This window comes from Sphingomonas sp. (assembly GCF_035714405.1).
Taxonomy (GTDB): Bacteria; Pseudomonadota; Alphaproteobacteria; order Sphingomonadales; family Sphingomonadaceae; genus Sphingomonas.
The window spans coordinates 551,278-563,291 of record NZ_DASTMA010000018.1 but is presented as its reverse complement, the minus strand read 5'-3'; the positions used below and the strand labels follow the sequence as shown (position 1 = coordinate 563,291).

Annotated in this window: 8 protein-coding genes; 7 read left to right on the top strand and 1 reads right to left on the bottom strand. The window is 69.5% G+C overall.

Annotated elements, in window-relative coordinates; translation table 11 throughout:
- Window positions 1-35 precede the first annotated feature (35 nt).
- A complete protein-coding gene (locus tag VFQ64_RS09615; RefSeq protein ID WP_325103065.1) occupies window positions 36-908 on the top strand; it encodes a CPBP family intramembrane glutamic endopeptidase in 873 nt (290 codons plus the stop codon).
- Here the strand turns inward: VFQ64_RS09615 and VFQ64_RS09610 are convergent.
- The gene (locus VFQ64_RS09610; RefSeq protein WP_325103064.1) at window positions 898-2,370 is read right to left on the bottom strand and encodes a M23 family metallopeptidase; all 1,473 of its coding nucleotides are present in this window, start codon (window positions 2,368-2,370) and stop codon (window positions 898-900) included. The genes VFQ64_RS09615 and VFQ64_RS09610 overlap by 11 nt on opposite strands.
- 123 nt (window positions 2,371-2,493) lie before the next feature.
- Here VFQ64_RS09610 and tssK point away from each other — a divergent pair, with 123 nt between their 5' ends.
- From tssK to VFQ64_RS09580, 6 genes are read left to right on the top strand one after another with little or no spacing between them, the layout of a single operon-like run.
- Window positions 2,494-3,798, top strand: coding sequence for a type VI secretion system baseplate subunit TssK (gene tssK, locus VFQ64_RS09605; RefSeq protein ID WP_414712885.1), 1,305 nt, complete (start codon window positions 2,494-2,496; stop codon window positions 3,796-3,798).
- Window positions 3,795-5,291 carry a type IVB secretion system protein IcmH/DotU gene (gene icmH, locus VFQ64_RS09600; protein ID WP_325103062.1) on the top strand — a complete coding sequence of 499 codons (1,497 nt, stop codon included), beginning with the start codon at window positions 3,795-3,797 and terminating at the stop codon, window positions 5,289-5,291. Before tssK ends, icmH begins: the two co-directional genes overlap by 4 nt.
- 2 nt (window positions 5,292-5,293) lie before the next feature.
- Window positions 5,294-8,794, top strand: a complete 3,501-nt coding sequence (gene tssM, locus VFQ64_RS09595; protein WP_325103061.1) for a type VI secretion system membrane subunit TssM — start codon at window positions 5,294-5,296, stop codon at window positions 8,792-8,794.
- Window positions 8,791-9,324 (top strand): type VI secretion system-associated protein TagF, encoded by a 534-nt coding sequence (gene tagF, locus VFQ64_RS09590; RefSeq protein WP_325103060.1) that lies wholly within the window; start codon window positions 8,791-8,793, stop codon window positions 9,322-9,324. Before tssM ends, tagF begins: the two co-directional genes overlap by 4 nt.
- Entirely contained in the window at window positions 9,321-10,079 is a 759-nt protein-coding gene (locus VFQ64_RS09585; protein ID WP_325103059.1) for a PP2C family protein-serine/threonine phosphatase, read from the top strand. The genes tagF and VFQ64_RS09585 overlap by 4 nt, the downstream gene beginning before the upstream one ends.
- Window positions 10,076-12,001 carry a serine/threonine-protein kinase gene (locus tag VFQ64_RS09580; RefSeq protein ID WP_325103058.1) on the top strand — a complete coding sequence of 642 codons (1,926 nt, stop codon included), beginning with the start codon at window positions 10,076-10,078 and terminating at the stop codon, window positions 11,999-12,001. The genes VFQ64_RS09585 and VFQ64_RS09580 overlap by 4 nt, the downstream gene beginning before the upstream one ends.
- Window positions 12,002-12,014 lie beyond the last annotated feature (13 nt).

Genomic DNA, 12,014 nt, shown 5'->3' with positions numbered 1-12,014 from the left:
ATCCTGCGGCTGGGCCAGGGAGAACGGGGAGGCAGATGCGGCAACGACTGATCGGACTGACGTTGCTTGTCATCGCCATCGCGATCGCCTGGGCGGTGGTCGCGGTCGGCCAGGCCACGGGTGCCGACCTGATTGGCGGCCTCATCGGTCAGGAGCGCCTGGCAACCGATGCGCCCACGGTCGAGGCGTTGTTCAACGTACTGATCTTCGCCCCGCTGATCATCGTCGGCATGGGCGGCGGCCTGCTGGAACGTCGCAACGCGTTGGCGCCCGGCGCCCGGCCCGCCGCCGGGTTCGGCCTCGGCATGGTGGTCGCATTCGCGGGGCTCAGCGCCGCCATCCTCTATGCACGGCTGGCGGGCGTCCTCTCACCCGCGCCGGACACCGTGCTCGCCGCCGCGCCGGCCATGCTGCTGTGGGGACTGGGCGTGATCGCGCTGCAGACGACCGCGGAGGAGGTGTATTTCCGCGGCTGGCTGCAGCCGGCGCTGGCGGCGCGCTGGGGGGCGGCTGCGGCGATTGTCGCCGGCGCGCTCGCGTTCTCGGCGCTGCACGTCGCCGGCGGCGCGCGGGCACCGCTCAGCCTCCTCAACCTGTTCCTGGGCGGGTTGATGTTCGGCCTGTTGGCGATGCGCGGCGGCGGACTGGCGGCGGCGGTGGGTGCGCACCTCACCTGGAACGCGACCGAGCAACTGGTCTGGGGCCTCGACCCGAACCCCGGCATCGGCAGCTTCGGCGCGCTATGGGACCAGGAGCTGGCGGGCGCCGCGATTTGGGGCGGCTCGGAGCAGGGGTTGAACGGCAGCATCGGCATGACGATCGCGCTGCTCGCCATCGTCATACCGCTGGCTGTTCTCGGTCGGTGGCGTCTGCCCCCGTCACCGCCACCGGCTCTGGCTACCGCATAGGACCGCCCGCCCGGCTTTGATCGATCCGGTCGCGCTCGTTGCGGAACGCCGCCAGCGCATCGCCGCCCAGCACCTTGCCGCTGCCCGTGTCGATGCCCATCGGATCGACCTTCTGGCCGTCGATATGCACCTCGTAATGGAGGTGCGGGCCGGTGGTGCAGGTGCCGGTGTTGCCGACCTGGCCGATCGTGAAGCCCTGCGTCACCCGCGCGCCGGCGACGATCCCATCCGCATAGCGCGACAAATGGAAATAGCGCGTTTCCCAGCCATTATCGTGTTTGATGATCGCCATGTTGCCCGCGCAGCGGCTGGGCGAGGCGCTGACCACCGTGCCGCCCGCGGCGGAGTAGATCGGGGTACCCACCGGCGCTGCGAAGTCGGTGCCGCCGTGCAGCCGGTTGTAGTGCAGTACCGGGTGGAAGCGCGGCCCGAAATTGGAGGTGATCCGCGCGCCGTCGACGGGCGTGCGCATCAGCGCGGTGACGGTGGAGCGCCCATTGCCGTCGAACCAGCCGGGTTCAGCTTCGCCTGGCGCCAGAAAGCGATACAGCGCCTTCGACTTGGTCGAGGTCTGCAGCCATACATAGAGCAGGGCAGGGGCCCCGACCGCCTCGCCGCTTGGGTTGACCTTCTGCTCGAAGGCGACCTCGAAGATGTCGCCGGCCTTAATGTCGGTCGCGAAGTTGAAGTCGTAGGACAGCGCCTTCGCGATGTCGCTGATCAGCGTGTCGGTGACGCCGGCGGTCACGGCGGCGTTGTAGAAGCTGGTCGCATCCATCTCGCCGCGCACCACCTTGACCTGCGTGACCAGCTTGGGTTGCCGCGGCTCGCTGGCGAAGCTGCCGTCGGCGGCGGCGGTCAGCACCACGCCGGAGCCGTCGTCGCGCGTCGCCTCGAGCCGGGTCAGCCGCCGCGCCCCTTCCGCGCCGACCAGGTCCAGCACCATGCGGATCTCACCCGCCGCGTCGCCCAGCGCCGACACCGCCGATCGGGCCAGTGCCGCCGCCGTCGCCGGGGCGATGCCGGTGCTCGCCAGCGTCGTGGCGACCTCCGCCGGCCCCGCCACCACGAGGGTCCGGCGGCTGGCGGTAACCGCGTCGGCCGGCGCCGACACCGGCAGGGCGGCAGGCCGAACCGCGTCCACCGCAGCCGGAGCCGCGATCGGCACGCGCGTCAGGTGCGCAGCGAGACCGCCACCGAGCAGCAGCAACGCCGAAGCGACGCCGGCGAACACCAGCGGCGGCGCGCCGGCGGTTGATCGCCGCACCGGCTCCACGCTCGGCGCCGCGGCGGGCGGGAGAGGGGGCGTCGTCCCTGCGGCCCAGGATTTTGGGTCAAACGTTGCCTCCGCCGGCTGCACACTGGCCGCCGGCTTCGTCGCGCGCGCGCCTTCGGCCGGCGCAGCCCAGCTTTTCGGGTCGAACGACACGTCGCCTTCGCTTCCGCCGACCTCGCGCGTCATCCCCCGATCCCCATGGCCGATGCGAATAACCCGGCTTTGCCCGAAGCGGAAGCTGTGCTTAAACGCGGGCGGGGATTGGGGGAACGGATGGCGGGCAAGAACCGTGTTGCATGGCGTGAGGGGATGTTCCTTCGGCCGCAGCACTTTCAGGCGCAGGATCGCTGGTTCGACGCGCAGTTGCGCGCGCGGATCGACACCGCGCAGCCCTGGCCTTGGGGGTTCACCGAGCTTACCGTCGACGAAAGCCTTGCCGGGCTTGGCAAATTCGGGATCGTCAGCGCGCGCGGCGTGATGCCCGACGGTACGCCGTTCTCGATCCCCGACGAACTCGCGCCCCCGGAGCCGCTCGACGTCCCCCCCGACTCGCGCGACGCGCTGATCGCGCTGACGCTGCCGGCGAGCCAGATCGGCGCGGTCGAATTCCGCGAGTCGGATGCCAAGGCGCTCGACGCCCGCTTCCTGGTCGACGAGAGCGAGATCGCTGACGCCTTTTCCGACGACCGCACCACCGAGCCGGTCGAATTCGGCCGCCCCAATCTGCGCTTCGGCATCACCCGCGACCAGCTCTACGGCCGCGTTACGCTCGGCGCGGTCCGGGTGCGCGAGGTGCAGAACAAGCGCCTGATGTTCGATGACCGTTACATCCCCCCGACGCTGGACATCGACGCGGCGGAGCGGCTGAGCCACGGCCTCACCGATATCATCGGCCGCGCCGAACAGCGCGCCGACGAGCTCGCCTTGCGCGCGGTGGAGGCGACCGACGGCGGCTCGGAGACCTTCGCCAGCTTCCTGCTGCTGCAGGCGCTCAACAAGTGGATCCCGGTGCTGCAGCATCTGGAGGGCCTGCCGACGATCCATCCAGAACGACTGTACGAGAACCTGGTCGCCGCCGCCGGCGAGCTCGCGACGATGATCCGCGCCGAGCGCAAGCCGCCGGCGATGCCGCGCTACGACCACGAGAACCCGCAAACCTGCTTCGATCCCGTATTCGACTTGCTGCAATCGATGCTGTCGGCGGTGTTCGATCGCTCGGCCGTACAGCTGCCGCTCGAGCCGGCGGGCCCGGGCGCCTATGTCAGCCGGATCACCGACCACAATCTATTCAAGACCGGCTATTTCTATCTCGCGGTCTCGGCCGCCAATCCGGTCGAGGAGATCCGCGAGCGCTTCCCCTTCGTCGCCAAGCTCGGGTCGGTCACCAAGATGCGCCAGATCGTCGAATCGGCGTTGCCCGGCGTGCCGCTACGCCACACCCCGACGCCGCCGCCGCAGCTGCGCGTGCTCCCCGGCTTCGTCTATTTCGAGCTCGACCGTGGCGTTCCCGACTGGCGCGATTTCCAGACCGCGCCGGCGCTGGGTCTGCATGTCGCCAGCGACTGGCCGCAGCTCAAGATGGAACTCTGGTGCGTGAAGAGGGCGAACCGATGAGCGACGGACCCGGCGGCAACAAGACGGTGTTCCGGCCCTCGCCTTTGCAGGGCCGCAAGACGGGCGCGCAGCCGCCGGCACCTCCCCAGCAGCAGGGCTGGGGGGCGCCACCGTCCCCTCCGGGCGGCGACCAGTGGGGCGCGCCGTCGCCGCCCCAACAGCAACAGCAGGGCTGGGGCGCCCCGCCATCACCACAGCAGTACCAGCCGCAGACCGGCTATGACGCAATGCCGACGTTGTCGCGCGATCAGCCGCAATCGGGCGCCGCGCTGGCCCCCTCGCGGCTCAACGAAGACGACCTACCGCTGCCCTCGACGGCCCGCGAGGTCCGCAACGTCATGCTGGCAGAGGCCGGGCCGGTACTGGCGCTCGCGGCGGGCATGCGCGCCGGTCGCATCCGTACGCCGCTGCCGCAGTTCCATCGCGAGGCGACCAAGGCGATCACCAACTTCGAACGCGCGCTCGGGCAGTACCCCGAGGAGATGCGGCAACGCGCGAAATACGCGGTGTGCGCGACGATCGACGACGTGGCGCAGAACCTGCCGGGCATGGGCAATGACGGCGCCGAGTGGGCGCGCCGGTCGATGGTGGTACAATTCTTCCGCGAGAATATCGGCGGTGACCGCTTCTGGCAGCTGGTCGACGACATGCTGCGTACCCCGTCCGACAATCGCGATCTGATCGAGTTGTACCACGCCTGCCTGGCAGCGGGGTTCGAGGGCCGGTTCCGGGTCATGCCCGACGGCAAGCGGCGTCTGCACGAGATCATGGCGCGGCTGCACGGGGCGCTGGAGCATGTCCGTGGCCTGTCAATGCTGGAAATGTCGCCGACCTGGCGTGGCGAAAAGGCGCCGCTCGGCAGGGTCGGCCTGTGGACCTATGTCGCCATCGCCGCGGCGGCGGCTGCGGCGTTGTTGCTGCTGGTCTATATTGTCCTGCGCCTGCTGCTGATGTCGGCCGGCGAGGCGCCGGCGGACCGGCTCGCCGGGGCGATGCCCGACGACCGGCTGCGGCTGTCGCGCGACGGCGGCACCCCACCCGCGGTAGGCCCCAGCGCGCAGGCCGGCAAGCTCCAGACCTTTCTCAAGCCCGAGATCGACGGCAACAAGGTGACGATCGAGGAGGACGCGCAGACCGTGCGCGTCCGCACCACGGTCGGTCAGCTGTTCCAGTCCGGCTCCGACCAGCTCGAAGACGGGCAGCGCCAGCTGTTCGAGCGCGTCGCCCAGGCGGTGCGCAACGAAAAGGGTGCGATCACGGTCGAAGGTCATGCCGACAGCGACAAGATCAACTCGCTCGCCTTTCCCGACAACCAGGCGTTGAGCCAGGCGCGGGCGAACACGGTGGCGGAGATCATCAAGGGGATCGTCGCCGATCCCGGCCGGGTCACCGCCAAGGGCATGGGCGAAACCGTGCCCATCGCCTCCAACGACACGGCGCAGGGCAAGACCCGCAATCGCCGCGTTGAGGTCATCGTTCCGAGGCAGTATTGATCATGCGCTTCTTTCGAGCCTTGGGCCGGTTCTTCAGCAACTGGTGGCTGCTCACGATCACGGCCGCCCTGATCCTCGGGCTGGTGCTCACCTGGGGGCTGCCGCTGTTCGTGGCCGCGCTGCGCCCGTTGTGGGTGCGCGTAACGCTCGGCCTCGTGGTCGCGAGCCTATGGGGATTGCTGGTGTTCCTGCGCATGCGAAAAGCGCGCAAGGCATCAGACGCGATCGCGGCCGAGCTGGCGCAGCCGAGCGCCGCCGACGGCGAGTCCGCCGCCTTGGCCAAACGCATGACCGAGGCGCTGGCGACGTTGCGTTCGTCAGCGACCAAGAAGCGCGACTACCTCTACACCAAACCCTGGTACGTCATTATCGGCCCGCCCGGCGCCGGCAAGACCACGGCGCTGCTCAATTCGGGCCTACGCTTCCCGATCGGTGACCAGGCGCTGAAAGGCGTCGGCGGCACCCGCAACCTCGACTTCTGGTTCGCCGACGAGGCGGCGCTGGTCGACACAGCCGGCCGCTACACGACGCAGGACAGCGATCAGGCGGTCGATTCGCGCGGCTGGACCAGCTTCCTGTCGCTACTCAAGAAGAACCGGCCGCTGCAGCCGATCAACGGCATCATCGTCGCGATCGGGGTCGACGAGCTGATCCGCGCCGACTGCGCACAGATCGACGCCCACGCGCGCGCGGTGCGCCGGCGCATGGTCGAGCTTCGCCGTACGCTGGAAGTCGCGGCACCCGTCTACGTCATGCTGACCAAGTCGGACCTGCTCGCCGGCTTCACTGAATTTTACGACGATCTCGACGTCGGGGGACGTAGGTCGGTGCTCGGCGCGACCGTGCCCTTCACCGCCGGCAAACCCACCGCCGACGCACTTGCGCGCGCGTTCGACGAGATGGCGCAAGCGGTGGCGGATCGCCAGGCGAAGCGACTGTTCGACGAGGTCGACGCGTCGCGTCGCTCGCTGCTGCTCGGCTTTCCCGCGCAGCTTGGATCGCTGCGGTCGCGGCTGATGCGCTTCCTCGATGGCGCCTTCGTCGCCGGCGACGAGCCCGGCGGCGTGCTGCGCGGCTTCTACCTGACCTCGGGCGTGCAGGAGGGGACGCCGCTCGATCGCATCATGTCGGGCATGGCCGACGTCTATGATCGCCCGCAGCGGGCGCAGGGCGGGTCGCAAGGCAGGGCATATTTCCTCAACCGTTTGCTGACCGAAGTGATGTTCCCCGAGGCCGGGCTCGTCACCATGGACCCGCGCGCGCGCGCCCGGCAGCGGTCGCAGCTGGTCGGCGCCCTCGCCGGCATCGGCGCGCTGTGCCTGCTGGTGTTCACCGGCTGGGGCGTCAGCTACGCCAAGAACCGCGCCTTCCAGGGCGATCTCCTCACCGAGACCACCAGCGCCGAGGAGACGCTGAAGTCGTCGGGCGTCGACCTGAAGGAGGTGCGCGACGGCGACGCCGACCTGCAGGCCGCACTTCCCGCCCTCAACCGTTTGCGCAACCTGCCGCGCGGCTTCGCGCAGGTGCAGGCGGGCGGGCCGCCGCTGCTGATGCGGCTGGGGCTTTACCAGTCCGGCCTCAGCGCCGACGCCGAGCAGACCTATCGCGAGGCGCTGCGCCGGGTGATGCTGCCGCGCCTGCTGCTCCGGCTGGAGCAGTATATGGCGGCGAACAGCGGCGATCCGCTCAAGCTGTACGAACCGCTCAAGGTCTACCTGATGCTCGGCTCGCAGGGACCGATGGACGCTGCCTCGGTGCGCGCCTGGGTGACCACCGACTGGGCGACGGAGGTGATGCCCGGTTCCGACGCGCAAGCCGAACGTGGGCAGCTGACCCAGCATCTGACGGCGCTGCTGTCCGACCGCGACATGGCCAGCGTCTGGCCGGACCGCAAGGCGCCGCTCAACGGCGCGCAGGTGGCGAGCGTCCGCGCGGCCGTGGGCACGCTCAGCCTCGCCGACCGCGCCTATGCAGTGATGCGCCAGAAGGCCGCGACCGCCGGCGAGCCCTGGCTGGCGGCGAACATCCTCAGCCAGGGCGATGCGCTCGCCTTCGTCAATCCCGATGCTGTGATGGCGACGCAGGTACCGTTCTTCTTTACCCGCCCGGGCTTCGAGAAGAGCTACACCTTGGGTCTGGCGACGGTGCAGGAGGATCTGAAAAAGGATCTCTGGGTGCTCGGCGGCGATGCCGACACCGAAGGCGTGCGATCGGAGATGCAGAACGTCCGCCCGGGCGTCGCAGGGTTGTATGCCAAGGATTATATCGCGGCATGGGAAAACGTCATCAAGACGATGCAACCCGGCGCCTATTTCAACGATCCCGCCGCGTTCGGCGCCTTCACCAAATCGCCCTCGCCGCTGAAGCGCGTGTTGCTGGAACTGCGCAAGAACACGATCTTCTCCGGCGGCGCGGGCGCGGTGGCGAAGGGGGAGCTGAGGCGACGAACCCAGTCGAGCCGGGCAGGCAGGCTGCTCGGCGACATGAACGCGGGCCGCGCGCTGGGGCTCTCGGCGGGCGACGAGATCACCAATTATTTCAGCTCGATCCATGACTATGTCGGCGACACCAAGTCGCCCGCGCCGATCGACGAATTCGTGGCCGCATTGAAGTCCGCCGGGCAGGCGGTGATCGCCGCCAAGTCGCTCGGCGGCAGCGGCGGCTCGGACACGACGCAGGCGCAGATGGCGACCGCGATGGCGACCGTCGCCACCGCCGCGGCGACCGCGCCCGCGCAGCTCCAGCCCTTTGTCGCCGCGGCCGCGAAGGGCGGTTCGTCGGCGCAGGTCTCCGCCGTCCAGGGCGCGGTCACCGACGCCTATGCCCAGTCCGTCATGCCGGCGTGCAAGGAGGTGGCACAGGATCGTTACCCTTTTTTTGGTGGAGCAACGCAGGATGCGGCGGTGCCTGATGCGCTCCGGGTCTTCGGCATGGGCGGCACCCTCGACAGCTTCCAGCGCATGCGACTCGCGCCGCTGATGGACGTGGCCGGTCCGGTGTGGCGGTGGCGCGCGGACGATCCGATCGCGGCGACGCTCGATCCGCAATCGCCCGAGCAGTTCAGCAAGGCGGCACAAATCCGCGACCTGCTCGCCGCCGGCCTGCCGCTCAAGATCGCGGTGGTGGGCTTCGGCAGCGAAGTCGACTCGGTCCAGTTCTCGTCGGGCGGGGCGACCTATCGCTTTGCAAAGACCGACACGGCCGAGAAACCGCTGCTGTGGTCGGCGAGCGGCGGCGTGCCGTCGGCTGAAGTCGTGCTGTTCGCGCCCGCTGGTGCCGCCGCCGCCGCGGGGGCGGAGCTGCGCCGCTTCGACGCGGAAGGACCATGGGCGCTGTTCAAGCTGGTCGATCTGGCGACCAAGGAGAATGCCGGGCCGCTGGCGATCAAGGCCACGTTTGGCGAGGGCCCCAAATCCGCCACCTTCCTGATCAAGCTGCCGACCGAGCAGAACCCGTTCAGCCGCGGCGGCGTATGGTCGTTCCGCTGTCCGCTCAAGCTGTGAGCGCGCAGGTGTTCGGCAAGCTCCCCGCGCATGGCGACTTCATCGCGCGCGGGATCGCGCCCGACGCACGCGAGGCGCTTGACCAGTGGCTAGCCGCCTCGCTGGCCGATGCGCGGGCGGCGTTCGGCGACGCCTTTGACGCGCATTACGAACAGGCACCGCCATGGCGCTTCGCCTGGGCGGAAGGCGCGCGCTGGACCGCAGGGGCGATGGCGCTGTCCGTCGACGCGGTGGGGCGGCGCTATCCGATCCTTGTCGCGCTCGACGGGCTGCCGGGCGAGGCCGTTGAAGGCGCCGCCGATGCCGCCGAGAACCTGCTCTACGATGCGCTGGAGGGCGGCTGGGACGCCGACCGCCTCCACGCCGCCGCGACCGGCATCACGGTCAAAGGGGGTGAGGTCTGGCAGGGCGGTGATGGCTGGTGGACGCTGGGGGGCGAACGCTTCCCGGAGACCGGTCTGGTGGGCGCACGTCCCGACCGCCTGATGACGACGATGCTGACCCCGCTCGCCGTGGAGGAGCAGGCGTGAGGACGCTCGAATACGCGGCGCTCACGCACGCGGGGCGAATCCGCACCAACAACGAGGACAGCTTCTGCGTCCGCGCGCAGGACGGCCTGTTCCTGGTCGCCGACGGCATGGGCGGGCACGAGAATGGCGAGTGGGCGTCCGCCGCCATCACCGATGCGCTGCGCGACGTGGTGCTGCCCGCCGGCTTCGAGGAGGCGAGCCACGCCGTCGCCGGCGCGCTGCACCGCGCCAACGCGGTGATCTTCGCCGAGGCGGAGGCGCGCGGCCTGCAGATGGGCTCCACGGCGGTGGCGCTGCTGATCCGCGACGGCCGTTTCGCGGTGCTGTGGGTCGGCGACAGCCGGGCTTATCTGTGGCGCGGCGGCGAACTGGTGCGGATCAGCCACGACCATACGCAGGTCCAGGAGATGATCGACCGCGGCCTCCTCCAGCCCGAAGACGCCGAAGGCCACCCCATGGGCCACATCCTGGCCCGAGCCATGGGCGTCCGCGATGTCGTCGAAGTCGACGTCATCACCGACGAGATCGAGTCGGGCGATGTCTTTCTCCTCTGCTCGGACGGGCTGATGGCGCGGGTGGAGGATGCGGAGATCGCAGGCGTGCTGAGCCAGCCCGGCGCGGAGGCGCGCGTCGCCAAGCTGGTGGCGCTCACGCTCGAGCGTGGCGCGCCCGACAACGTCACGGTAGTGACCGTCGGCATCCCGCAGACCACCACGTTGCGACTCAATCAACCTACTCATCTGGTGACGCCATGAGCGACTGGCCCCCTGCCGAACCCCCGGCCCCCGGCGACGACGAGCCCCGGACGGTGTTCATGCCCAGCGCCACCCCCGGCGGTGGCGAGTCGCGCGCAGAACAAGCGCCGGCAGCGGTGCAGGCGCAGCCCCGCTCCGCCCAGCAGACCGAGCCGCCGATGCGGAATATGACCACGGGCGGTTTTCAGACCCAGTTCGCGCCGCGCGAGGTGGGGCAGGGCATCCAGGTCGGCGATGTCCTCAACCACATCTTCGAGGTTCGCCGCTTCATCGCGCGCGGCGGCATGGGCGAAGTCTTCGAGGGCGTGAACGTCAACACCGACGAGCGCGTCGCGATCAAGGTGATGCTGCCGGCGCTCGCCGCCGATCCCAACGTCATCGGCATGTTCCGCAAGGAGGCGCGTACGCTGACGCGGCTGCAGCACGAGGCGCTGGTTCAGTACCGCGTGCTGGCGCAGGAGCCGCAGCTCGGCGTCCTCTACATCGTCACCGAATATGTCGACGGGGCCAATTTGGCGGATGTACTGGGCCAGCAGCAGCCGACCGCCGCCGACCTGATCCTGCTGCTGCGTCGCCTCGCCTCGGGCCTGCGCGTCGCGCATCAGCTCGGCGCCATCCACCGCGACATGTCGCCCGACAACGTGCTGCTGGAGAATGGCGAACTGGCGCAGGCCAAGATCATCGACTTCGGCATCGCCAAGGATCTCGATCCCGGCTCCAAGACGATCGTCGGCGACGGCTTCGCGGGCAAGCTCAACTATGTCGCACCCGAGCAGCTCGGCGATTTCGGACGCGAGATCGGCCCGTGGACCGACGTGTACAGCTTGGCGCTCGTGATCCTCGCGGTGGCGCTCGGCAAGAATGTGCAGATGGGCGGCAGCCTGGTCGACGCGGTCGACAAGCGCCGCGCCGGCCCCGATCTGTCGGCCGCGCCCGAGGACATCCGCCCGATCCTGCACAAGATGCTGGCGCCCAACCCCACCGATCGCCTGCGTTCGATGGACGAGGTGCTGGCCGAGCTCGAACCCAAGGTCGCGCAGGCGGTTGCCGCCACCAAGCCGAAGACGGGATTGCTGGTCGGCGCCGGCGTCGGCGTCGCGGCGCTCGCGGCTGCGGCGTTCCTGCTCGTCGGTAGGGGCGGCGATGCGCCTGCCGGGGGCGCGGGGGCGCCAGGCGTGGTCGCGGCTTCCGCCGATCCGGTGGAGGTGGCGCGCTCCACCTTGGATGCAACGCTGCCCTCGGTGGCGTGCACCTGGCTGGAGATGGCGAAGGTCGAAAAGGCCGGGGACCGGGTCGCGGTGGCCTTGACCGGCGTGGCCGGCAACCCGGCCGCGGCGCAGAACGAGATCAGCCGCGCGCTGACCGCCAACAAGGTCGCGCAGACCGATATCGACTTCGAAGCGGTATCGACCATCACGCCATCCGGATGCGCGGCGTTGAACGCCTTCCGTCAGATCCGCTCCACCGATGCCCGGCGCCTCACCGTGCCGCAGACCAAGTTCGAGATGCGGACACTGCAGGCGCCGCATCCCTGGGCCGGTCGCGACGCGGCGACCGCGATCGTATCCATGGCGATCGGTGATCCGCAGCAGGATTTCGCACTGTTCGGGATGGAGCCGTCGGGCATCATCAGCGACCTCGTGCCGAGCCGCCAGACCGTGAAGGAGGACATCGCGCGCAAGACCGGCATGTTCACCGATCAGGGTTCCGACCGCTATCGCCTGCAGCTGGAGCTGGATCACAGCGGCTGGTCCGGTATCCTGTTGCTGACCGGCAAGGGCCCCTTCGAGAAATCTCTGGTGGCGCCGGGGCTCGGTGCGCGCGGGCCGGACTGGCTCGAGAAGTTCGTGTCCAAGGCCGCCGCCAATGGCTGGAAGGCGGACATGGTCTGGTTCAAGACCGTCGACGAGGTGAAGGAATAGACCGCTTGCCGCG

What these genes read in the sequence shown, in the direction of transcription:
- tssK (WP_414712885.1), top strand. Translation starts at nt 2,494, where the DNA reads ATGTTCCTTCGGCCGCAGCACTTTCAGGCGCAGGATCGCTGGTTCGAC.
- VFQ64_RS09610 (WP_325103064.1), bottom strand. Translation starts at nt 2,370, where the DNA reads ATGACGCGCGAGGTCGGCGGAAGCGAAGGCGACGTGTCGTTCGACCCG.
- VFQ64_RS09580 (WP_325103058.1), top strand. Translation starts at nt 10,076, where the DNA reads ATGAGCGACTGGCCCCCTGCCGAACCCCCGGCCCCCGGCGACGACGAG.
- icmH (WP_325103062.1), top strand. Translation starts at nt 3,795, where the DNA reads ATGAGCGACGGACCCGGCGGCAACAAGACGGTGTTCCGGCCCTCGCCT.
- tssM (WP_325103061.1), top strand. Translation starts at nt 5,294, where the DNA reads ATGCGCTTCTTTCGAGCCTTGGGCCGGTTCTTCAGCAACTGGTGGCTG.
- VFQ64_RS09615 (WP_325103065.1), top strand. Translation starts at nt 36, where the DNA reads ATGCGGCAACGACTGATCGGACTGACGTTGCTTGTCATCGCCATCGCG.